20 protein-coding genes are annotated in these 23,297 nt (G+C 44.0%); 3 read left to right on the plus strand and 17 right to left on the minus strand.

Annotated elements, in window-relative coordinates; genetic code table 11:
* Positions 1-253 precede the first annotated feature (253 nt).
* The 9 genes from MHB45_RS19400 to MHB45_RS19440 form a co-directional block, all read right to left on the minus strand.
* On the minus strand, positions 254-2,158 hold the full coding sequence (locus tag MHB45_RS19400; RefSeq protein WP_340908043.1) for an endonuclease MutS2: 1,905 nt from the start codon (positions 2,156-2,158) through the stop codon (positions 254-256).
* Between the two features lie 653 nt (positions 2,159-2,811).
* A complete protein-coding gene (locus tag MHB45_RS19405; RefSeq protein ID WP_153246156.1) occupies positions 2,812-2,964 on the minus strand; it encodes a hypothetical protein in 153 nt (50 codons plus the stop codon).
* A 188-nt stretch (positions 2,965-3,152) separates the two neighbouring features.
* Positions 3,153-4,871 (minus strand): adenine deaminase, encoded by a 1,719-nt coding sequence (locus MHB45_RS19410; RefSeq protein WP_048687494.1) that lies wholly within the window; start codon positions 4,869-4,871, stop codon positions 3,153-3,155.
* Positions 4,872-4,887: 16 nt separating this feature from the next.
* Complete coding sequence (locus tag MHB45_RS19415) at positions 4,888-5,952, minus strand: ABC transporter ATP-binding protein (protein WP_048687495.1); 1,065 nt, start codon at positions 5,950-5,952, stop codon at positions 4,888-4,890.
* Between the two features lie 15 nt (positions 5,953-5,967).
* Entirely contained in the window at positions 5,968-6,756 is a 789-nt protein-coding gene (locus MHB45_RS19420) for an ABC transporter permease (RefSeq protein ID WP_048687496.1), read from the minus strand.
* A gap of 6 nt (positions 6,757-6,762) precedes the next feature.
* Complete coding sequence (locus MHB45_RS19425; protein ID WP_072273548.1) at positions 6,763-7,587, minus strand: ABC transporter permease; 825 nt, start codon at positions 7,585-7,587, stop codon at positions 6,763-6,765.
* A gap of 24 nt (positions 7,588-7,611) precedes the next feature.
* Positions 7,612-8,541, minus strand: a complete 930-nt coding sequence (locus MHB45_RS19430) for a nucleoside hydrolase (protein WP_048687498.1) — start codon at positions 8,539-8,541, stop codon at positions 7,612-7,614.
* Positions 8,542-8,564: 23 nt separating this feature from the next.
* Positions 8,565-9,602 (minus strand): ABC transporter substrate-binding protein, encoded by a 1,038-nt coding sequence (locus tag MHB45_RS19435; RefSeq protein WP_340908044.1) that lies wholly within the window; start codon positions 9,600-9,602, stop codon positions 8,565-8,567.
* A gap of 192 nt (positions 9,603-9,794) precedes the next feature.
* A complete protein-coding gene (locus tag MHB45_RS19440; protein ID WP_105718871.1) occupies positions 9,795-10,145 on the minus strand; it encodes a DUF2294 domain-containing protein in 351 nt (116 codons plus the stop codon).
* A 361-nt stretch (positions 10,146-10,506) separates the two neighbouring features.
* Between MHB45_RS19440 and MHB45_RS19445 the strand changes: the two genes are divergently transcribed.
* The 3 genes from MHB45_RS19445 to MHB45_RS19455 all read left to right on the plus strand — a co-directional run bounded on the left by MHB45_RS19445 (position 10,507) and on the right by MHB45_RS19455 (position 13,736).
* Positions 10,507-12,042, plus strand: coding sequence for a maltose/glucose-specific PTS transporter subunit IIC (locus MHB45_RS19445; protein ID WP_048687501.1), 1,536 nt, complete (start codon positions 10,507-10,509; stop codon positions 12,040-12,042).
* Positions 12,043-12,072: 30 nt separating this feature from the next.
* A complete protein-coding gene (locus MHB45_RS19450) occupies positions 12,073-12,765 on the plus strand; it encodes an N-acetylmannosamine-6-phosphate 2-epimerase (protein ID WP_072273551.1) in 693 nt (230 codons plus the stop codon).
* A gap of 152 nt (positions 12,766-12,917) precedes the next feature.
* A complete protein-coding gene (locus MHB45_RS19455; protein WP_072273552.1) occupies positions 12,918-13,736 on the plus strand; it encodes a MurR/RpiR family transcriptional regulator in 819 nt (272 codons plus the stop codon).
* A 118-nt stretch (positions 13,737-13,854) separates the two neighbouring features.
* Here the strand turns inward: MHB45_RS19455 and MHB45_RS19460 are convergent, their stop codons facing one another.
* From MHB45_RS19460 to MHB45_RS28365, 8 genes are all read right to left on the minus strand, one after another.
* Positions 13,855-14,304: a YfmQ family protein gene (locus MHB45_RS19460; protein WP_072273553.1), complete on the minus strand. Its 450-nt coding sequence runs from the start codon at positions 14,302-14,304 to the stop codon at positions 13,855-13,857.
* A 240-nt stretch (positions 14,305-14,544) separates the two neighbouring features.
* Positions 14,545-14,739 carry a hypothetical protein gene (locus tag MHB45_RS19465; RefSeq protein ID WP_048687505.1) on the minus strand — a complete coding sequence of 65 codons (195 nt, stop codon included), beginning with the start codon at positions 14,737-14,739 and terminating at the stop codon, positions 14,545-14,547.
* Between the two features lie 466 nt (positions 14,740-15,205).
* A complete protein-coding gene (locus MHB45_RS19470; protein ID WP_048687506.1) occupies positions 15,206-15,478 on the minus strand; it encodes a hypothetical protein in 273 nt (90 codons plus the stop codon).
* A gap of 216 nt (positions 15,479-15,694) precedes the next feature.
* Positions 15,695-17,125 carry a MocR-like pyridoxine biosynthesis transcription factor PdxR gene (gene pdxR / locus MHB45_RS19475; protein WP_048687507.1) on the minus strand — a complete coding sequence of 477 codons (1,431 nt, stop codon included), beginning with the start codon at positions 17,123-17,125 and terminating at the stop codon, positions 15,695-15,697.
* A gap of 169 nt (positions 17,126-17,294) precedes the next feature.
* Positions 17,295-18,863, minus strand: coding sequence for a SagB family peptide dehydrogenase (locus MHB45_RS19480; RefSeq protein WP_072273555.1), 1,569 nt, complete (start codon positions 18,861-18,863; stop codon positions 17,295-17,297).
* A 23-nt stretch (positions 18,864-18,886) separates the two neighbouring features.
* Positions 18,887-20,830 carry a TOMM precursor leader peptide-binding protein gene (locus MHB45_RS19485; RefSeq protein WP_072273556.1) on the minus strand — a complete coding sequence of 648 codons (1,944 nt, stop codon included), beginning with the start codon at positions 20,828-20,830 and terminating at the stop codon, positions 18,887-18,889.
* Positions 20,827-22,770 (minus strand): putative thiazole-containing bacteriocin maturation protein, encoded by a 1,944-nt coding sequence (locus tag MHB45_RS19490; RefSeq protein WP_072273557.1) that lies wholly within the window; start codon positions 22,768-22,770, stop codon positions 20,827-20,829. The genes MHB45_RS19485 and MHB45_RS19490 overlap by 4 nt, the downstream gene beginning before the upstream one ends.
* Before the next feature lie 89 nt (positions 22,771-22,859).
* Positions 22,860-22,994, minus strand: a complete 135-nt coding sequence (locus MHB45_RS28365; RefSeq protein WP_373689815.1) for a hypothetical protein — start codon at positions 22,992-22,994, stop codon at positions 22,860-22,862.
* Positions 22,995-23,297: the final 303 nt, after the last annotated feature.

A 23,297-nucleotide genomic window follows, 5' to 3' on the forward strand; every position in this document is an offset into this window, starting at 1 on the left:
TCTCACCTAACAATGATCATACTGCTAAAATTTTTTCTTGTAATAATCTGAACTTACATTTTTTAAACAACAGTACGCTCATATTATGTATTCCTTTTTGAACGGGTATATCCACACAAGAAAATAATCAAAAAAGTATGAGCCCTGTTAAAACAGAACTCATACCCTGCCAGTGTCGGTTTTTACAACCGATATATTTTACAATTTCAATAATCATCAGGATTTGGTTTTTCCGTTCAAAATCCAACCCTGTTTATTCACCAAGCTTCTTCCGGATATCCGCTGCTACGTTCTTTAGCGCCTTTTTCGATCCCCGTTCTAAGTCATGGTTCAATTTCCTTTCCTTGTAGCCGACAAATAAAGTATTAAGATCATAGCCTTCAGGATATAAATCGACGGCCTTTATATCAAGCTCGAGCCTATTGGCATGAACTTCCTTGAAGGTATCTTCGAAAAGTACGACGACATTATTGAAGGAGTCCTTTTTCTTATAAACGATCGCGTGCCCATTCAGTTCGCTTACCTTCACTTTGTCGCCGACTTCATATTCATAAGCTGATTCTAAAGGAACGGCCGCTGGCTTCGCTTTTTTGATTTTACTTTCCTGGACACGCTCCAAGTCGTAGTCTTTATTTTCGATATAGAGCTTTGCCTTTTGCAGAACCTTTTCACGGACATTCATTTTTTTGGCTATCCAAAGGGCATTGCTTTCCCCGGATTGACCGATCAACAGCTTGTATTTTGGCTCAAGTGTTTCGCTGTTGAATTGCATGGCCGCATTCATGAAATCACTGTGTATTTCCGAATAGCGCTTGATTTCACCATAATGGGTCGTCGCAACGGTTATGCACCCTCTTTGATAAAATTCCTCAAGGATGCTAATCGCCAATGCGGCTCCTTCATTCGGTTCCGTTCCGCTCCCGATTTCATCGAACAGCAGCAAGGAGTTATTTGTTAATGCCCCCATGATTTCCGAGATGTTTTTCATATGCGACGAAAACGTGCTCAGGGCATTTTCCATGCTTTGATTATCACCGATATCGACGAATACCTGGTCAAAGACGGCAAGCTCCGTCCCCTCTTTCCCGGCAACATGCAGTCCTGACATGACAGCCAATGTAAGGATGCCGATCGTTTTCAGGACGACAGTTTTACCCCCGGCATTAGGGCCTGTGATAATCAAGCTGCGATAGTCCTTACCGATTTCAAAATTCAAAGGTACGCTGTCTTGCGGCAATAGTGGATGCTTACAGCCCGTTAATTTAATATAACCGTGATCATTGATTTTCGGTTCGATGGCATCCATGCTTTTACTGAACTTGGCTTTCGCGAAGATCATGTCATATTGACTGATCAACTCGATGTTTATCTTGATCGGTTTCAGCTGTTCGAAAACCGTTCCGGATAATGTGGCCAAAAGCTGATACTCTTCCATCGATTCCTCCGCTTTTAAGCTTGCCAATTCTACATTCAATTTCGTAACAGAGGCAGGTTCAATGAACACGGTAGCCCCTTTTGCCGATACTTCCACGATTGTTCCGGCCACTTGATTTTTATAGGAGGCTTTGATCGGGATGGTGTAGCGATCATCCTTTTTACTGATGAAAAATTCCTGAATGAACTCTTTATTGGCTCCGCTCTTCAAGAACTTATTCAGCCTTTCCTCTATTTTACCTTCTGTCTTGATGATTTGGTTCCTGATCCGTTTCAGGTCCTTGCTTGCTTCGGAAACGACAGCATTTCCCTTTATCGTGAATTGGATTTCCTCTTCGATGCTCCTGAACTCAGTCATGGAGCGGGCGTAGGAATGCAGTGTCGGTGCAAAGAACTCTTTATCGGTCATGAATTTCTTAATATTCCTGCAGCCTCTTAAGAAGTCTGCTATCGCCACTAACTCTGACGGCTCCAAAATCATTCCTTTTTCCAGTTTGTCGATATGGAGGCCAATATGTGATATGCCCTTTAAGGGAATATGGTTTTCCGCATTCAGTAAGTTCCTTGCCTCCGTGGTCTCGTTCAAACGATTTTTAACGACCTTCAAGGTGCTGCTCGGCTTAAGCTGATCCAATAACGCTTTTCCTAAACCGCTTACGCAATGGTTTTTGACCATTTCCTTGAGTTGGATATATTGTAATTTTTCATGAGTCATTGTATTCATCTAATGATCCTCCTTGAATGAGTGAGTGAATGAAATTCCCGAATCCAAAAAATGCCCGCAATGGTCCCCCTACCTTTACAAATGAACAAGCCATTTGAGTAGAAAGCTCCTGCGGGCATCGGCCTTATCCATGGATAAGTACCTAAAATCGATAACAAATAGGGCAGCTCGAATAGACCTGCGTACACAAAAAAGCATGATAGGACAAATCCCACCATGCTTTTCGCCGTAACACCTGCATGTTACACGAATTATGGAAAAGGAAGCAGTCTTAAGGTAGGTATTCACAATGCAGAATTGCATTGTAAAAAAAGGCATACGTAATCCACTGACATAACAGTGATTAAATACCTTATTCAACTAAATTAGTTGATACCTACTCCCGACATAAAACACCACACCTTTTCTTAGATTGGAATTAACATACCATATCAGTAAGAAAGAGTCAATTCATTTTTTGCCTTTTACCAAAGTTTCATTAAAAGATTCAAGAAAAAAATACAGCGAAGCCCATGGTACTCCCCATTTCATTGTCTGAATATTTACTTTAAAATCGGGGTATGTTATCCTTATATTGACATAAACTAAAAACAGCCTCATGCGCTAACATGAGGCTGACAACTAGCAAGAGTGGTTGGTCACAACTAACTTAATTAATCGTCAGAAGAAGAACCATTGCCATCTTGGGAGGATGAGTGGTTCTTTTTCCGTTTCTTGGCGAACATAGACAGGATAAGACTGGTTGCTACAGCAACAAATATCTCTTTACCCATATCTGTAATCAAGTTCAATAAGAAATGAATCAAGCGGTCACCTCCTTTCCAATCTATCATTAGATGGAAAAGCAAAGCGTGACCTACCACTCTATCCTCAGTTGTCCCTCTATTTTATCATATTTTTACCCTAATGGTAATTATATGAAAATAAACAAGTCCAGCTAACATTTGATGCATTAAGAAAAGGGGATTATCCATTGGATAATCCCCTTTTCGGTTTAAGCTTCATCACTCATCATGAGAGGGACTGTTTTCCCTTCGTTCACGTTGATCAATCCATGGTCGGTTATTTTCAGAGCCGGGCTGACAGGAAGCGATAAGGTGCTTAATGACATGATGACATTATAATGTTCGTAGCCTAACGATTTAAGTGCATCTGTCAGGTGCTGAACCTGCTTTGATACGATGTCCATCGGCTCTTCGGAAAGAATTCCTCCAACCGGCAGGGGAATCATCGATAGGACCTTGCCATCGTGGACGCAGCAGACACCGCCTTGCTTCCTTATCACTTCGTTAGCGGCAATCATCATATCCTGCTTATTATGGCCAATCACCAGAAGATTATGGTTATCATGCGAATAGGTTGTGGCGACTGCTCCACGCTTCAATACATCGCCGGTGATCAACCCGTGCGCCCGATTACCGTTTTTCCCGTATCGTTCGAATGTGGCGATTAAACCATAAGGGCTTTCTTCCCAGCTTAATTGACCATCCTTCCCTTCGATACGATCATGGGTTTCAGATGTGAAAGTAGAACCGTTCTGCACGTTTATGATTCGGCACTTGCTGCTTTCAAGACTATCCGGGATCGTGATGTTAAAATCGTTTTCGGTAAGTTCCGCAAGCTTCACACTTTGATAGAAATGCTTAGGAAATTGTTCTTCCTTCACTTCTTGGACATATGGGCGTGAAGATTCATAAACTAGCTCACCTTTTTTGTATACTTGTTCAATTTCAAATGTTTCCAAATCCGATAGCAGCAGGAAATCTGCTGTTTTTCCAGGTGCAATGGCGCCGCGGTCATACATCCGCATCCGCTGTGCAGGTGTATAGGTGCATGCATAAATGGCTTTTTCCGGAGTCATCCCCATTTGGATGGCTTTCTTTAAAAGGACGTTCAGATGTCCTCTGTTTTGGAAAGAGTCGGTCATGACATCATCGGTGACAAAGCAGAAATGTTCATCCACCTGATTTTCCTTCAAGTAATCTATCACTTCTTCAGTCATTGATTTCTCTTGAATCTCAATGAACATCCCGGCTGCGATCCTCGCATCCATCCCTTCCACGGTCTGGTGTGTATGATCTGAATTCACTCCGGCATTAATAATCTTTTGCAAGTCTAAGTCGAGCAGCTTTGGAACGTGCCCCTCTATGATCAGATCTGGATAACGGGAACGGATATGGGACAAGATCTTATTCGTTTTGCAATCCGGATCGGTTATGACCTCATAGTAATTCATGATCTCGCCGAGACATATAATGTCCTCCGTTTGCATCAATTCGTCTATATCATCTATTTCGATCGAACCGCCTGTTGTTTCCATCGATGTGGCTGGAACGGAACTCGGGATGGCATAAAACATATCCGCTACGCAATCCTGACTTGCTTTGATCATTTCCTTCACACCGGAAATGCCGAAAACATTGGCCATTTCATGTGGTTCCGGCACGATTGTCGTCACGCCATTTTTGATTAACCCGTAGGAAAAAGTCGCAGGCGTCACCATCGTACTTTCAATGTGGAGATGGATATCGATCAGACCTGGAACCATATACTTCCCCTGTCCATCGACGATTGTATCCGGCTCGAAGGCATCCAATTCACGTTCTCCAATATAATAGAACTTTCCATCCTTGATGGCTGCATTCCCTTTAATGAATCTTTTAAAATAGCTGTTAAACACGTTGATATCCCTTACAAGCATATCCATTCGCATAACTTACCCTCCTAAGCTAGTCAACAAGCACCATCTGGTTTCTCGGAATTTCAAGGATGATTTCCTGACCCGTCCGATAGGATTCCGCCATTTCCTTGTTCACAGTGAAATCCCCTATTGGAGTTTCAACGACATATTGATAGCTTCTTCCAAGATACGTACTTACCTTGACTCGGCCAGGTAAACTATTTTCCTGAACAGCTCCCGTGTTATCTTTTTCCCTGATCAACAGATCGTCCGGCCTGATGGCGCCTATTTTTCCCGTTGAATTGCTCATCTGCGGATCCTTGTGCAGCACAAATGAGTATCCAGATTTGTTCAGTTCGATTTTACCGTCATGATCTGTCCGCTTATCGAAGTCAATGAAGTTCTTGAAGCCGATGAAGTCCGCGACAAATTTGGTTTCAGGATATTTGTAAATGGTCGCAGGGTCACTAAGCTGTTCGATGATTCCTTTGTTCATGATCGCCACCTGGTCGGATATCGAAAAGCATTCTTCCTGGTCATGGGAAACGTAAACCGTGGTAATCCCCAGCTCTTGTTGGATACGGCGAATCTCGACTCTCATATTCACCCTTAAGTTGGCATCAAGATTACTCAATGGCTCGTCAAATAAGAGGATGTCCGGCTCAATCACCAGCGCCCTGGCAATCGCGACCCGCTGCTTTTGCCCTCCGGAAAGCTCTTGGGGATATCGTTTTTCAAAACCTTTCAAATTAACGATCTCAAGCACATTCATTACTTTTTTTTCGATTTCACTTTTTGAATTCTTTCTCAGACGGAGACCGAATGCAATATTATCGAATATCGACAAATGCGGAAATAATGCATAGTTTTGGAACACAAAGCCAAAGTTCCGCTTGTTGACGGGCACTTTAGTATAGTCCTTTTCCTTGAATAAAAACTTCCCTTCATTCGCCTGTAAAAACCCGGCAATTAAACGGAGGGTCGTCGTTTTCCCACAGCCGCTCGGGCCAAGAAGGGATACCAGTTTCCCTTTTTCAATCTCAAGATTGAAATCCTTTAATATATTCTGTTTGTTATATGCTACAGATATATCTTGTAAAGTGAATAAAGCCACCCATCATTACCTCCTTTATCGTTTTGTGAAATAAGACAATCCCATGAGCCGTTCCACTATAAACATGAAGAAAGCGGTTATGAACATGAGCAATACGGAAATGGCCGAAATGGTGGGATCGAAGTAGTTCTCCACATACGTCAGCATCTGAATCGGAAACGTACTTACCCCAGGACCTGTCATATAAACTGAAATGTCTACATTATTGAAGGATTCCAAGAAGGCGATCATGACTGCCGCCAGAATTCCTGATTTTATATTCGGGAGGACGACTGTAAAGAATGTGCCCAATTTACTCGCCCCGAGACTCTCGGCCGCTTCTTCAATGGAAAAGTCAAAGTTTGATAAGCTTGAAGAAATCACACGGATGATGAAAGGCAGCATGATAACAGTATGTCCCACAAACAGGGCCGCATATATCGGAAGCTGATAAGTCCCCACAATGTAACGTAAAAACGCAAAGCCCAGCACAATTCCCGGTATTAATATTGGCGATACGAAAAAGGCATTTATCACGCTTTTCCCTTTGAAATCAAACCGGCTTAATGCATAGGCGGCCGGCACTCCCAGTAACAGTGCCAAAAGGTTGCCACCCAGTGAAACAAGGATGGACGTTTTAAAAGCGACCAAAAACATGTCCACATTAAAAATATTTTCGTACCATCTGAAAGAAAACTCTTCTGGCGGGAACTTCAAAATATTTCCGCCTTCAAATGACGTAACGGATATGATAAGCAAAGGCCCTAGTAAAAAAAGGAACACCAGGAATGTAAACAGGGCCAATCCTCGATTTTTTTCCTGCATACACCTCTACCCCTTTGGATTTAATTTTTTTGCCAAACCATTCATGATCGATATGATCAGAACAGTCACGGCAATCATTATCGTAGCGACTATCGATGCCACTTGCCATTCGTTCAATGTAATCGCGTTTTGATAAAGAAAGGTCGAAATGACCCGCTGTTTCCCGCCTAATAAAGCAGGCGTAGTATAAGCCGTGAAGCTCCCTATGAAAACAAGGATGCTGCCAATGACCAAACCTGGAACCGAAAGCGGAATGATCACTTTTGAGAATACGGCCAATCTTGATGCTCCAAGGCTTTCCGCCGCTTTTAATAAGTCCGTCTCGATGTTCTCCATCACACCAACCAGCGTCACGATGATCAATGGCAGGAATAAATGGACCAATCCGATGATGATGGCAGTGGGCGTGTACAATATATCAAGCGGCTTCTCAATCAAGCCCATGCCCATCAGCAATTTATTCACGACACCGTTTTTACCGATGATCACCATCCAGCTGAATGAGCGGACAACAGGGCTTGTTAATAGCGGGAAGATCGTCAGCAAAAGCATGATGGCTTTTTTTCGTTGTTTCAGTTTTGAAATATAATAAGCTGCTGGAAATCCCAATAGAATGCAAATGATTGTCGTGAACAGACTCACCCTAAGTGTCGTCAGCAGAATTTCAATAAAGTATCGGTCTTGGAAAAAATCAAGATATCCTTGTACGGAAAAACCGCCGCCTTCATGAAAAAAGGTCGTGCCAATCGTCATTAGGATTGGAATGATCATGAAAATCGTTAAAAATAGTACGCCTGGTAACAGCAACAGGTATAGATAGCGTTTCTTCACCTCGGAACCCCCTGTTCGTATTATTTATGAATTGATTATGCGAATGAACAGGTCGAAAAACGCTTCCGCATCGACGTCCAGACAAACTTGCGCATTCGGCTGCTTCATCAGCCTATTTTGAAAGTCGCAAACCATCTGTCCGTCACAAAGCTCGCTTTTTGTTTCAACATCCACATAATATTCTTCTCTGGTGACAAGATCTTCTTGCAAAGCGATGGCTACTGCTAATGGATCATGCATCGCACATGCCCATATGCCGTTACGTTCAAAATACCTTTTCCGGTAATCTGATGTACTTTGCCTTATATAGTCAGCAAGTTCATCGTTTTGAATCAATTGGATATGCTCTTCACCCAATAGAACCTTTCTCGTGACATCAAGACCAACCTGCGTGATGGATGCGAATCCCGCCTGTAATACGATTTTGGCTGCTTCAGGATCGACATACGTGTTATATTCAGAGGTCGGCGTGACATTGCCAACCCCTTTGATCACTCCGCCCATGAAAATGACTTCTTTAACGAGCTTGGTGATTTGCGGACATTTTTTCACCGCCAATGCCAAATTCGTAAGAGGTCCCGTCATGACAAGCGTCACTTCACCAGGAAAATTCAAAATGGAATTGATGATGAAATCAGAAGCAAATCCATCATCAGGCCGCTTTTTGACTGGTACATCCTTCAAGGCTCCGCCAATCCCGTCTTCGCCATGGATCCGGTGTTCAAAAAAGGGGCTCCTGATAATTGGGCTATCTGCCCCCTTTATGACTGAAATGTCCTGTTCATTCAATAAATCCAATATTTTGCATGTATTCAATGTGGCCGTATCAAGTGATACATTCCCGTTCACCGTTGTGACCGCCAATATGTCGAATTGACGGCTTTTAACAGCAAGAATGATCCCGATCGCATCATCTATTCCAGTATCCACATCAAGAATCATTTTTTTCTTCATCAAGCACACCTCATTTTTCTTTCTTAGTGTGTAAGCTCACGATTCCAACGATCGATCCATTGTTTCGAGTTTTCATTAACAAACTTCATGTCCAATACACGCAGGCTGTCAATGACGTCATCTCCGTAGGTTAAGCCTTTCGCTTCCGTTTCAGAGAGCTTGACTTCCGTATTGACAGGAGAATCCACTTTCGCTTTCGCTGATTTTTCCTGAACTTCCTTGCTTAAAATGTAATTCATGAATTCGCCGGCCAATTCTTTTTGATCGCTGGCTTTAACAATATTCACTGTATTCATCACGGCGTAGCCGCCTTCTTGAGGGGAAATGAACTTAGCATTGGGAACGGCTTCCTGTAAATCGCCAAAATACATTTCCATGATCGGGCCTGCAACGATTTCCCCTTGCGAGAACATGTTGACGAACTCTGATGTTTGCCCATATTCCTTCACCGCATTCGGCATGATCTTTTTCATTTGATCGAAGGCTTTATCCTCATTGAACTCTTCACTTCCGCTAACTTTTGAAGCGGCATCCAAAAACATCGGTCCAGTTGTCGAAGTGATGGATGGAATCGTGATCTTCCCTGCCATATCCTTGCTCCAAAGATCCTTCCAAGAGGTGATCGGTTTACTCAATTCATCGGGATTATAGGCAATCCCAAATTGTGCAATGGTATAGGCTGGTCCATACTCAGCGCCATTCGGAGCTTTTGCTTTATCGTAGATATTATCAATATTCGGAATTTTGCTATGGTCAACTTTCTCAAATAACCCTTCATCGATGCCCTGCTGTGCATAATAGTCGGATAAATAGATAACATCCACATCGCTATTCGCTTGGCGCACTTTGTTCAATCGATCTGCATTATTTCCTGAATCAACGACAATCTCGACATTATGCTTCTTTTCAAATGGCTCATAGACTTCAGGACGGAAGAAATCATCGGAGAATCCCCAAGTGGAAACGACCAATTTCGCTGGTTTTTCCTTTCCATTGTCCTTTGAAGAGCATGCCGCTAAAACTAATGTGAACAGTGATAACATCATCAATATTTTTTTCATCATCCAAACCTCCAAGTTCATATTGTTTAAAATTTCCTTTTTACTGATTTACATGTAAAAAAAGACAATCTTAAATAGAATTGAAATTCTACCCAAGATTGTCTTTTCTTTGTAAACAAAGATAAAACTTATCATTTGGTTCTCTAGCGGCGTCCCCTCCAGATAAATCCGAAGGGAAATCCATTTATATGATTATATATTTTTTTCCTTCAATACTATATTGGTGAATGCCAGCTGCGTCGCTGAGTCATAATCCCTCAGGACAGCTTCGATATCCCAATTCGTTTGCGTTTCCAGCTTTTGTTTCAGTTTCTTTTTATAAAGCAGGGACATATGGAAGTCAACCTCCTGCTTCAGGCTGGGAACTTCCCCTTCTAAAGCTTCAGAGCGCGGGGCACGTCGATGTTTGGCTTGAAATGTAATCACATTCTGCTCAACAGTAACCTTCAGCAGCGTCGTACCAAAGCCGAACAATTCCTTCGATACCTCATTATACATATGAGAAAGCAATTTCTTCGTTTCGTTAGCGTTTATCGGTAAGATGACTATCACCTGCCAAACTATCGTTTGAGGTAATTATATATACTTTTTCTTGATTGCACAAGATAATATTCGGATTTTGGATAAAAAAAATGTTTTTTCTTATTAAATAGTACGTTTACTCACCAATACACGAATTATAAAAATAAGCAATAAAGATTTCAATATATTCATATAACTTTTTTATCCCATCCAGCACCTTCTATTAATGAAAACTTTTTCAGAGAAATAAGCACAAGATTGAAAACAGTTGATATAACCTTGCACCGCATTGAAAACGCTCTCAAAGGGATTTAATATAGCTAGTATAGAGCGATAAAAAATAAAGAGTATCAAAGGCTCGTTAAATGAGGGAGGAATCATTATGAAGAAAGCTTTCGAGAAAGCGCAGCAGTTCGGTAAATCCTTTATGCTCCCGATTGCCGTTTTGCCAGCGGCCGGTTTATTGCTGGGAATTGGCGGTGCTCTTTCTAATCCAAATACAGTTGAAGCCTATCCATTTTTAGACTTTGCTTGGCTGCAGGCCATATTCACGATCATGAGTTCTGCAGGAAGCATCGTATTCGGCAACTTGCCGGTTATTTTTGCCGTAGGTGTTGCAGTAGGATTGGCACGTTCGGATAAAGGTACCGCTGCACTGGCTGCCATGATTGGCTATTTCGTCATGAACAGTTCAATAAATGCACTGCTTCAAATAACCGGGGAACTTGCCAAAGACAATTTGGCAGGTGCCGGACAAGGAATGGCGGTCGGGATCCAGACACTGGAGACCGGTGTGTTCGGCGGTATCGTAGTAGGGATCGTTGCCGCACTTTTGCACAATAAATATAATAAAATTCAGCTTCCGCAAGTGTTAGGGTTTTTCGGGGGTTCCCGTTTCATTCCCATCATCGTTTCCTTCGCGTCCATCTTGGTTGGAGCCGTGCTTTTTATCGTATGGCCGTATTTCCAACTTTTCATAAACCAATTAGGTGCGCTGGTAACGAGCACAGGTACGATCGGGACTTTCTTTTACGGATTCATATTACGGATGCTCGGGCCGTTAGGGCTGCACCATATTTTCTACCTTCCCTTCTGGCAAACAGCTTTAGGCGGAACGATGGAGATTAAAGGGCAGCTTGTCAGCGGGACCCAGAACATCTTCTTTGCACAATTGGCCGACCCGACTACCGTCAAGTATTATGAGGGTGTTTCCCGGTTCATGTCGGGGCGGTTCATAACGATGATGTTCGGTCTGCCTGGCGCGGCATTGGCCATATACCATTGCGCTAAACCTAAAAATAAGAAAGTCGTGGCCGGTTTGCTGCTTTCAGCTGCCTTGACCTCTTTCTTAACGGGCATCACCGAACCGCTTGAATTCAGTTTCTTATTTGTCGCACCGATCCTTTATGTTTTTCATGCCTTGTTTGACGGACTTGCCTTCATGATGGCAGATATATTCAATATAACGATCGGTCAAACCTTCTCTGGAGGATTTATTGATTTCACTTTATTCGGGATACTCCAGGGCATCAGTAAAACAAACTGGATTTATGTACTTCTCGTCGGCATTCCGTGGTTTTTCCTATACTACTTCACTTTTAAATTCTTGATCAGGAAGAAGAATTTGAAAGTGGTTGGCCGTGAAGATGATGAACAGGCCGCTGTTACACAAGTAACGGCATCAGAGAGAACCCAGACCATCGTTAACGGATTGGGCGGACAGGAAAATATCGAAATCGTCGATTGCTGTGCAACCCGTCTCCGTGTCACGGTAAAGGATGAAACATTGGTGAAAGAAGACGTCATTAAACAAACCGGTTCAAAAGGTGTCGTAAAAAAAGGAAATGGCATTCAAATAGTTTACGGTCCCCAAGTGACGATCATCAAAAATGAAGTGGAAGAATTCTTGGGTCATTGAGAATATAGACAACGATAAGGACGTGTTAACATGCAACAGGTGCTGGATAAAATTCACAAGGGCTTAATTGTATCATGTCAAGCATTGGAGAATGAGCCGCTGCACAGCTCTTTTATTATGGGACGCATGGCCATTGCTGCCAAAGAAGGCGGTGCGAAGTGCATTCGCGCAAACTCTGTAGCTGACATAATGGAAATCAAGAAAAATGTGGACCTTCCAGTCATAGGGATCATTAAACAGGTGTATGGACAAAACGATGTCTATATCACTCCCACCATGGCCGAAATTGATGCATTGATGGAAACCAAAGCGGAAATCATTGCGACGGATGCTACATCCCGGGTAAGGCCGGACGGTAAAACGTTAAAGCAGTTTTATGGTGAAATAAGGGCAAAATATCCGGAAGTCCTGCTAATGGCGGATGTATCCACCATTGAGGAAGCCAAATACGCTGACGATTTAGGATTCGATATTGTGGCGCCCACTTTATACGGCTATACGAACGAAACTCTCGGCGAGAAAATATATCAGGATGACTATGCTGTACTCAAAGAAATAGTAAAAGCAGTGAACAAAGCGAAAGTGATCGCGGAAGGAAATGTCATCACACCAGAAATCGCCCGCTCTGTATTGGATATGAACGTCCATGCAGTAGTGGTGGGCGGTGCCATTACCAGGCCGCAGCAAATCACCAAAAGATTCGTGGATGCCATCCAAGAATAGAAAATGGCACATGGTAATGAAAAGACCCAGACTGACAACGGTTTGGGTCTTTTCTTTTTCATATTCCTGTTTCCGTCCCCTCCGGTTATTGACGTCCCTACTGGATACATTAAACTATAAATACAGATAAGAAATCCGAAACGGGTGATCATATGGAATACCTAGCAGAAAACCTCATATATGGCATAGAATGCAGCATGGACAAGTTCACCAAAACAGAGGAAGAATTGGCCCATTATATTCTGCAGCGCCCTGAAGAAGTAAGTCAGTTAACGATCAGTCGAATAGCTAAAAAGCTCCATATTTCACCTGCAACCATTACGCGTTTCTGCCAGAAATTAGCCTTTTCTGGGTTTAATGAGTTCAGGCATGAGTTAAAAAGGTTCGTCGACCAGAACATCAAGCAGGTGGATTATTTCGCTAAACTGTATCAAGATCACTTAGGTATCATCGATAATACCTTTCATATAACGACATATGACAATATCCAAAAAGCTGTCTCTTTCCTTACAAAGGCAAATAAGATTCATGTATATGGAATAGGGAGTTCCGGTATAGCGGCCCAGGAATTCAAGTCCAAGTTCTTTCGTATCGGCTTAACTGTCGAAGCCATTACAGACCCCCATCAGTCCATGATGGATGCAGCTTTAAGTAACGAGAATAGTGTTGTCATCGGCATTTCCATTTCCGGAACGACGAAAGAAGTGATTTCTGCAGTTAAAATCGCAAAGAAGCAAGGCGCATGCATCTTGGTCTTTACTGGAGATAAGAATTCCGACCTCTCCCAGCTTGGCGATCTAACACTATTGGTCACAAGCAAAAACAGCATGCATATGGGACAAAACATTTCTCCATTGCTTCCGCTCCTATTGCTTTTTGATTTATTATATACAGAGTTGGTAGCTAAAGATTATAAAAACCGGATAAGCATCAGGGAAAAGACTTTAAAGGTATTAACCGAGAACGACTGACTTTCGGCATCTGAAAGTTATCAGTTTGCTCAGCTGAACCTGTGCGATAGTCCTTTTCGTTATTCTTCATAAAAAAAACTGCATCTCCAATTTGGGGTGCAGTTCACTTTTATTCCTTTTAAACTAAATTCCTTATTACTGGCATGGAACGTTCTTGAAGGCTCTCGGATAGAAGACTATACGCGACTACTTTATTCTTGTACTGTTTGACTACGTCCACATGGTCGTTGTACATGTACACATATAACCTAACATCGTTTTTTCCTCTTTTTACATCAATTATAATGGGAGTCCCACTGTTCTCTGGATGTAAAAACAATTTCTCGTTCCCAGGAAATATATGATTTTTTTTCAAAAACTTAGCTTCGTTAAAATAATTAAGCACTTGAATTTTATCTTTACCTTCCAAACGCTTTCCATCAAAGGTAACGATTGCATCCGCATCACTAATTTCAGAATGTATTTTAAATTTACTCATAATCCAATTCACGGCATCGGTTGGAAGACAGGTAACTAATAATTTAAGCAAACTTAAGATAATTGTCAAAATCAATACAGGCCATGTCATATTTGATCATCTCCGCTATTATTTAATGATTCATCTATATATTTTTCATCCATAATTATGTCGAAAGGATTGTTCACTCAGTTTACAAAGGTGATTGTTTCAAGGTATCGATCAGATTCTTTTCGTTCATATTTTTGCCACTTTTGTGAAAAAATTAACATTTTTATACAAATAGATTATGTCTTATGAATCAAGGCAATTTTTCCATTCATTTTGACTATTATAATAATCATTCATATCTTAGGCTGATTTTATTACGAAGTAGATGATGCCCACAGTTAATACTAGGGCGAGACCGATATAAATATAACTAAGGTTCAACAAATTCCCTCTCGTTGCTGCAGAATAATCACTATCACTTTTCCCCGTTAACGAAAGGGTGCCAACCAGGGCAACTATACTAATGGCCACTACTGCTATTACACTTACCGTCATGAATCAACGCCTCCCAATATTATTATCTATTTCCTTGAACCATTTAAAATCATTCCGCTTCTCATCGCATTTCACAGTGTAACTACATAAAGAGATTGCAAAATTACAGGTAGATCGCTCTTTGTGTTTACTGAGTACATATATTAGTAAAACCCTTCCCCTCTATAATAAAAGAACAACCATTTTTAGGACCATCCAATCAAGTAAAATTTCCACCATCCACTTGTTGAATTCTCTCATTAATATCCATAGAGCTAAGATACCGCGGATTGCAGGAACTAATGCCTAACTTGTATCCATAAAGAAGACCTTCAACTCCTCGGATATGGTTACAATTTTTAGATGTTGATTTCCACTTCAGGCACTCGCTTTCCGCGGGCGGTCCGCCCTCGGAACGCCTGCGGGGTCTCCCATGCCACGCTTTTCCCGCAGGAGTCTCGTTCCTTCCGTTCCAATCAACTTTGTTTTATTTAAAACCCTTTTGTTCACAAACTAGATAATAATTGTTTGCCGACAGCTTTTTTGTGGGTTTGTAAAATGGGAACGTTGATTTCCACTTCAGGCACTCGCTTACCGTGGGCGGTCCGGGAGCCTCCTCGGAACGCCTGCGGGGTCTCCCATGCCACGCTTTCCCCGCAGGAGTCTCGTTCCTTCCGTTCCAATCAACTTTGTGTTTTAAAAGAAGAAACTGCTGGCTCGTCTTATTCCAAACCCTCTTTAAGACTAGTTTATCCTTCATGTTGTTTCTCCTGTACTCCTTAATGGATGGAAGAAATTTGCGACACTCCTGCCGAATAACTGGCTAGCCGAGACACCACAGACGCTTGCGTCGAGGAGGCTTGGCAGACAGTCGGCGGAAAGGGAGCGGATTTCTGAAATCAACACTTTTTAATAAAAAAAAGCTGCAGGCAAACTGAGTTTTCATCAAGTTTGTCTACAGTCTGGAATCATATGATTATAAACTTTTTACCGCCTCTGCAAACCTTTTGATGCCTTCGTGAATGGAATCCTCCTTTTCCCTTCCAAATGTAAAGCGTACGTATTCCTTATTTGTACCTAGAGTTGAACCCGGAACATATATGACTCCTCTTTTGATGGATTCCTCCAGTAACTTTATTTCGTTCAATGGCACTTTCAGCTTACACCACAAATGAATTCCGCCATTTGGCGAATAATAATCAACTTTTTTTGGCAGGAATTGTTGAAGACTCGAAACCATTGCATCCCTTCTTTTTTCCAGTTGCCCCCTTAAGCCGGCAAGATGGGCAGGAAAATACTCTGAATCCAAAAAATCATTCGCTATCCATTGAGTGAATGAGCCATGACCGAAGTCAACCTGCTGCTTAGCATCCGATAGTCTATCTATGACTGATTTCGGTCCAATGATCCACCCAATTCTTAAACCGGAAGCAACAATTTTTGACAAAGAGCTTATGTATAAAACATTTCCGTTGTCGTCCATCGATTTAAGAGTGGAAATTTCTTCCCCGGCAAAGGAAGTTAAACTATAAGGATCGTCTTCTATGACCGGTATTCCATATTCGGATGAAAGCTCAAGAATCCTTTTACGGCGGTTGATATGCAGGACAGTCCCTGTAGGGTTTTGAAATATAGGGTTCAAAAAAATCATCCTGATCCGATGTTTTTTATGGAGTTCCAGTAAATCCTCTGGGTTGATGCCATCTTTATCAACCGGCAAAGGAAAGGTTCTTAGTCCCGCGGATTGAAAGATGGGAAGGTTGTAACTATATGATGGGTCTTCCAATACAACGGCATCCCCTGGCTTTAACAAGCATTGGACCACCAGATGCAGGGCTTGCTGTGCACCAGAAGTAATGAGTATAGAAGATGGATCCGTGTCTATTCTCCTATACTGTTTAACATGATTGGCTATCGTTTCCCTTAAATTCGCATTGCCTTGAGGGTGATCATAACCTAAGCTACCAATGAAGGATCGATTGGAAATGATTTCACGTAAGGATTGGACTGGAAATAAGTCTTCTGAAAGCTCCCCGCTAGCTAAGTTAATGAGGTTATGCCCTTCCGTCTCTTTACGTATTTTTTGGGTTACTGGCATATTGGGCAAACAAGAACCCGCTTCGATATATCTATTCCAGCTAGGGATACGTTTTCGGGTAATTCCCCAGATATCCTTGCTGATCATCGTTCCGCTTCCTTTTTTTCGTTCTACCAGCCCATTTGCTTCCAATTCATCATAAGCCGCAACAACTGTGCTTCTGTTAACTCCCAGTTCACTTGCCAGGAAGCGTTCAGACGGTAACGGCTTATCCACTAGGAATGTTCCATCAGCAATGCCACTCTCGATGTAAGCGGCTATTTGTTTATATAAAGGCCTCTTGGATTTTCTGTCCGTTTTCCATTCCATAAGCTACATCCTTTAAAATGTTTAGTTAAAAGCGTACTGCATTAATTACTTTATCTACTTATTCATTCAGTATAATCTTCAGCAGAGATTATTGCACTCTGCCATACTACAATATAAAAACGAAAGCCTCCATTCCTTAAATCAAATGGAGACTTTCGTTTCATCTTCTTCAACTATGCAGACTCCCCTTCAGCCAAGGGCGACTCAGATAGTGTCCGATCGGGATTTGAATCAGGCTCGTTTTCCTTTGCGGACCGTCTATCTTATAAAGTTCATCACACATATTCACATCAAAGCCGAGCAGCGGGTGCCCATTCATTCCGAGGGCTGACGATGCCAGCAGTAATTTCTGAACGAGCATCCCCGCCTCCATTTGCTGGATGCGGTATCCTCTATATCCAAGTTGCGTTTTGGAATGGTCCCGCTCACCAACTACATGTATGCAGATCGGCACTTGCTGAAAATTCATGATATCGAGGGACATTCCGTATTGCAATAGGAGCCGATGATCTCCTGGTTGTATCTGCCGTAATGAATGTGTCATGCTGTCATAATGGTAGGCACCATCTTGTATGTCTTCCACATTATATAAACAAGCATAGAGGGAAACGCGATTTCCGTTGTTTCCGTATGTTCCATCCAAGTCATTTCGATAGGAGAACGAAGCGGTTGCCTCCTGCAGGAGAGCGGCCAGTTGCGATTGACTGACTTTCCCGAGTATAAAGTCCATTTCAGGTGAAAATCGCTTCCGGCAAACTGTTGCCAAGTCATAGGACAACCGCTTCACGATAGGAAGGGCTACAATTTTCCCTTCTGATTCCGTCCCATTCTTTGGATGGATCCGCCGGAATGATTGGGTCGATTCGATCATGGATGCTTCATTCATTTTAGTCAGCATCGGAAATTCCCTGATCCTTTGCGACCGAACATAGTGTTCAGGCTGAATTCCCTTCAATTCCAGCAATAATTCCGTCGAAGTGACAGGTCGGTCCATACTCCTTTCTTCCCTGAATCTCCAAGAAGGTTCTGCCGATAAGGGGATCGCCGCATACGTGCTCTCTTCCTCCTCCGAAAGCCCGAGCAGATGATTGATGGCCCGATCAAGGAATTGGAAGCACACCCCGGCAGCGATTCCAAAGCGTTTCGCCACTTCGAGCAATTGTCCAAGAAGCACGCCTGCATCAAGACCTTGCAGACGGTATGAAAAGTTATTATATTTATAGAAGTTTTTCCAAAACATCGTCGATACGAAAACCGTGCCAAAGCAAGCGGACATATCAATGGTTCCACCAAGAGCCTTTGTTACATATGAATCGAAATTCCCTTCCCGCAGCAAAACCAGCCGGTGGTGTGCCGCATCATAATGGTATACGCCAGCAGGTAATCCCTCGATCTTCAAATAAACGTATAATTCGCTTGGATACAAAGCTCCCCCTGATGGCGGAAAACGCCGGAATGACTGCATGAGGTCCTCAGATTCCGAGGATCTCGGTACCTGGCTGACTTGGGTCAGGCCATAGGCATACCAGAGGAAATGACCGATTCCTTCGAGGTCCTGCTTTGAAGGCCCGCTCTCCCCCTCGAGCGTCAGCGGCACCTCCAGTGATAGTGGATAAACAGGCAAGTCACGGTAAAGCTTATACGTTAACGGTGCATCATCCCAATCCACTTCCCAATTAGGCGGACTTGCCTTTTCAATATCAAAATGTAAATTGTGCAAAAATGCCTCTAGACTCATCCTCCAACCTCCTACGTAACCGCTTATGGAAAAGGATGCGGATGCGGATTGAGCTGTTCGAAATCAAGCGGCCGCTCAGCATATCCAAGTTCCATCGGAACCCTCAGTATTCTCTCCAGCCCCGTTATGCGGGTAAGATGATGGCCGAATGTCATCGGCAGCATCCCCGGGATCAGGACTTTCACGCAATGTAATCCATTCCGTGCAATCTCCGGTGTCGTCTGATCCACCACAATCACCTCGAGTTGCAACCGGCGAAACGCCTGAAGGATTTCCTGCAAATCTTCCGTCAAGTCCGGATGGTTCGCCTTTTCCCCGTATTCTTCAGCGAAAGTTCGCATCGGGCGGTCATCATCCAGCAGAAACTGCAGTCGCTCTTCAGCTTGGGGTAAACCGTACAGCATGCCATGATCATCCATTTTCCGTACCAGTGAGGAATCCTGCAGCATTTTCTCAACCTCATCCCGGTTCTCTTCCAATTTATCGTCAAGTGTCAGCATCATGCCGGCCAACTCGAAGACAGCGCTTTTCACAGCCCGGACCGGGTCGAGATGGGCCCCTGCCGCACAAATGATATTCAATCCTTTTTGTTTCCTGTTTTTCGCCAGCGCCCATACGCTCGGTATACCATGTTCCATTGTCGCATTAAACAAATGGATATCATATCCCGCTGCAGCCCTCGCCCTGTCAATCATCAGCTCAAGTTCTTTGTCATTTGCAGAATAAGGGTCAAGGCGTGTGAGCGGCAGCTGCGCATACCAGGTCAGCAGGAACGAATCACGTTCGACCACTTCCATGATGCCGTAGAAAATGGCCTCCTCCAAACTTCCCCCTAATGCACAGCCATTGGAAGTTTCATAGACAAATCCATGACCGCAGCCCAAGCTATAATAGGAAAGCAACTCCGGGACCAAGATCGGCCTCTCTTGCAAGAATGAGTGGCCCCATACCCAATCTATCGAGCGGTCGGGATTAAATGGTTGAAACGGGAAATCATGCTGTGCATAATTTTCCTTCGAGTGCACCCCGATCCTGGCGGGGTCGAGCGCAGAATCTTTCAGGTTGTTGTAGCTGTCATGTATGACTGTCCGTTTACCGCGGGGCTCCATTCCGCAATACCTTTCCAATCCCTCCAATATGGCCGTCATCTCACTGACCGCATATGAGAGAGTCCTTCCAGCCGCCCCCTCATCGCCTATGAACAAAGGCAAATTAACACTCACATCGGCAAATGGCGGCACAAGGTCTATCATTTTATTATTCAGGAATCCTGTGCGGTGGTCCAAGTAATCCTTGGCCAGCACTTCATTCAGCTCATCCATTGAACGGGTTCGGTAACTGTCGGGACTGATTTTCGGACTTGGCTGCAACGAAATCCTAGCACGCTCCTTCGAGTCATCAGGTAATGTTGAGCAAACCGGACACAATGGATCTGGTAAAAAGGAATGCCAAGAACCATTCAGCGTTTTCAGGCTGATTAAAGATACATGCCCCTCCGAACGGGCGCGCTCTCCTTTCATCACCTTCCTTACCTCTGCACAAATCAAGTGGGCCATCTGTAAAAGGCCAGTGCGGGATGCCGCCGGATCACGCTCCATCCCCCCCTTTTCCTCGAGCTGCTGGCGGATTCCCCACATTTCTTTTCGATCACGCCCGGCCATGAGATGCCTTTGGTCCGCACACTGTGAGCAGCCAGGAACACCCGGGCGCACCAACGGCCCTACCACTCCCTCTCCAAATGATACGAACCCCCGCAGCCATGGAATTCCCGCTTGCCCTAACACCTCTTCTGCCTTTACATGGACAGCGGGATTCCAAGCATCTTGCAGCAGGAGGACCATCGCCGTGGTTTGCGGGATTCCTGCCTCGAAATCGGTTTGGCGATTCACCTGATATTGGCCGGACAGGTCCCCATGAACATGGTCGGCCAACACTCCTACCCCGACAACCAATACGTCAGTTTTCACCCTGATTCCTCCTCTCGCAAAAACACCCCGAACACTCCTGCCATTCCTTCCTTCAAGAGAGGTTCCAGATTTAATTCGAAAACACAGATTCGCTTACTGTTCTTCTTCAAGACTTGAATGGCTGACTGTACTAGTTCGGAATTCCCTTTCACCCCGCATGAAGGAATCACAAGATTCACCTTTTCTTCCTCAAGAACAGGCGATGCCACTAAACCGGGAGCTGTGAGGCAAACGGTCTGGTTTTGGACTTTCATGACAGCCTTTTGCAACGCGTTCCGTAATGCGATCGTTACATTCAAACCGACAGCCCCGGACCAGCCATCGCTCGTTCCTGCCCAAACTACCGGGAAACCGGACACTTCCTCACCCAATGCGATGATCGGATCTCCTTGCAGCCGGGTCAGCGCTTGTAAATAATACCTGCAGCGCTCATCTTCCACTTGAGACAACTGCACCGTCAGAAGTTTCTCCTGGTTGAATCGCTTATTTAAAAACTCTGTATCCAAACTGCTTTGCAGTCCACGGCAAACACATTCAGCAAATGTTTCCCCTGCTCCGACACCGATCGATTCCTTTATTTCGTCTGCTCCCTGAAGTTTCGGAAGAGTCGCCACGAGCTGGCTGAGTGTTCGGGATGCATATGCTTCGACTCCTGCAAGACCGGTTTCCCGCCTCGCTTCCTCATGCGTCAGATCTGAACGGATGATTTCGGGCAGGAGTCCGGCCGGACCGGACGACAGCGGATCAACGACCTGAACGCGGCATTGAGCCAACGGCAGCTGTTTTAAATCCCCCTCATCCCATCTATGAAAGATTCCGGTTTCCGAGGATGTCAAACGGCTGAAGTACATAAACACCTTCCCCGGATCACCCGGGTCCGCTTTCAGTTCAAGCCGCCGTTCAAAATCTTCAATCCATGCAGCAGCCCCTTTACCCGTCACGCCAGGGTGGGGAATGAACGGATGCCATTTTCCCTCCAATGTATCCATATCCAGCAGATAAAATTGATTGGCTTGTTCTGCTGTCGTAACGCCTGCAGCCTCTTTAAACCATTCGAATACCATTATATTGGCTAACATCGCTCCGGCTGTGGCGGAAAAGGAAGATGGTTCCTGATTCTTTTCCAGCTCAGCTTGGTGTAAACGATGCCACGCTGACTCCCAGCACCCCTTGGAATCCGGATGGACGAGCGGTCCAGCCATCCCTACTTGATTGATGATCAACGCAGGAAACAGGATTTTTCCCCCTTGCCTGCAAACCGAATGAAGTTCTCTTAATTCCTCTATATCACCCTCCTGTGACACATATAAGATCGAGTCAAAAGGCCGCACGATCTCCTGCCATTCAATCCCTGCTCCCTTTTCAAGCATGACCTCCTCTATGGCAACCTCGTCGTCCGTCTTACGCGCATGTGCCACGATTTCATTCAATCTTTTTCTATTGGTCGGTACCGTGTCCGTAATGAGGATATGGAAGGCAGGCAATCCGGATTCCATCAGTGAGGACACCAATGAAAGGAACAAGGGGCCAGAGCCGATAGCCAACGCCTTTTTCTTTCGATAAGTTTCAAAACGGTGAGCCCCGGAATCGCCGCAGCTTTCCAGGAACTCGATTTGCGAAGCATACCTTTCAAGAACTTGTTCCCTTAATTGATGGGGGCTATCCTGGCTTACATCCCGAACAAACCCATTCCCGTACAAAACCTCGGCAATTTCCATCACCCGGTTCCGGTATGGGCCAGGCAATCCATCGGTCAACTCGCTTAATGTATGGTTCCCGTTGAACATCGGTAATAACTTTTCAATCCACTGAACGATCGAGGCGCCCTCCATACGGAACGAACTTATGTTATTCCTGAAATACACACCTCTGTTTGGTTCCGGAAGAAAAAACGTATCCCTTTTCACTTTCAAACGCATAGAAGGGGTTAAATTCACCATTCCGTTCCTCCTAACCCGATGCATTCTAAGTACTGCTTTTAGCACAGCACTTCACTTTAATCCTATGTAAGACAATTTGTCTCTTATGTCTAATACCATAAAGAAAAGTCCCTGCTGCACCGCAGGGACTTTTCTTTAGTACCTGAAACCTTAACGGCCGCAACGGCCGCAACGACCACCGCATCCGCCGCAGCGTCCGCATCCGCCACAGCGACCGCATCCACCACAGCGACCGCCGCAGCCAAAGCAGCCAAAGCACAAGAAACAGCCAAAACAACCAAAGCCGCCCACACCAATGAATTGCCGAGACGAATCATCCAAATTGTACTGGTTTTGCTCCCAAGGAACTGGCTGTGTCACCTGGAAATCATCGACATTCAGATTTTGCAATTGATTTTGAAATTCATACATCTTATATAACCTCCGTGTATTAATTAATTAGGCAAATCTTAAAACAGGTATTCGAAACGAAATGGTCAGGGAATGAACAGCACATCAAATACTCCCTCCAACAAAATATGTAAGGG

Source organism: Peribacillus sp. FSL K6-5616 (assembly GCF_038008245.1).
Classification (GTDB): Bacteria; Bacillota; Bacilli; order Bacillales; family DSM-1321; genus Peribacillus; species Peribacillus frigoritolerans.

What these genes read in the sequence shown, in the direction of transcription:
- MHB45_RS19400 (WP_340908043.1), bottom strand. Translation starts at nt 2,158, where the DNA reads ATGAATACAATGACTCATGAAAAATTACAATATATCCAACTCAAGGAA.
- MHB45_RS19410 (WP_048687494.1), bottom strand. Translation starts at nt 4,871, where the DNA reads ATGCGAATGGATATGCTTGTAAGGGATATCAACGTGTTTAACAGCTAT.
- MHB45_RS19420 (WP_048687496.1), bottom strand. Translation starts at nt 6,756, where the DNA reads ATGCAGGAAAAAAATCGAGGATTGGCCCTGTTTACATTCCTGGTGTTC.
- MHB45_RS19430 (WP_048687498.1), bottom strand. Translation starts at nt 8,541, where the DNA reads ATGAAGAAAAAAATGATTCTTGATGTGGATACTGGAATAGATGATGCG.
- MHB45_RS19435 (WP_340908044.1), bottom strand. Translation starts at nt 9,602, where the DNA reads ATGAAAAAAATATTGATGATGTTATCACTGTTCACATTAGTTTTAGCG.
- MHB45_RS19445 (WP_048687501.1), top strand. Translation starts at nt 10,507, where the DNA reads ATGAAGAAAGCTTTCGAGAAAGCGCAGCAGTTCGGTAAATCCTTTATG.
- MHB45_RS19450 (WP_072273551.1), top strand. Translation starts at nt 12,073, where the DNA reads ATGCAACAGGTGCTGGATAAAATTCACAAGGGCTTAATTGTATCATGT.
- MHB45_RS19455 (WP_072273552.1), top strand. Translation starts at nt 12,918, where the DNA reads ATGGAATACCTAGCAGAAAACCTCATATATGGCATAGAATGCAGCATG.
- MHB45_RS19460 (WP_072273553.1), bottom strand. Translation starts at nt 14,304, where the DNA reads ATGACATGGCCTGTATTGATTTTGACAATTATCTTAAGTTTGCTTAAA.
- MHB45_RS19465 (WP_048687505.1), bottom strand. Translation starts at nt 14,739, where the DNA reads ATGACGGTAAGTGTAATAGCAGTAGTGGCCATTAGTATAGTTGCCCTG.
- MHB45_RS19470 (WP_048687506.1), bottom strand. Translation starts at nt 15,478, where the DNA reads ATGAAGGATAAACTAGTCTTAAAGAGGGTTTGGAATAAGACGAGCCAG.
- pdxR (WP_048687507.1), bottom strand. Translation starts at nt 17,125, where the DNA reads ATGGAATGGAAAACGGACAGAAAATCCAAGAGGCCTTTATATAAACAA.
- MHB45_RS19480 (WP_072273555.1), bottom strand. Translation starts at nt 18,863, where the DNA reads ATGAGTCTAGAGGCATTTTTGCACAATTTACATTTTGATATTGAAAAG.
- MHB45_RS19490 (WP_072273557.1), bottom strand. Translation starts at nt 22,770, where the DNA reads ATGGTGAATTTAACCCCTTCTATGCGTTTGAAAGTGAAAAGGGATACG.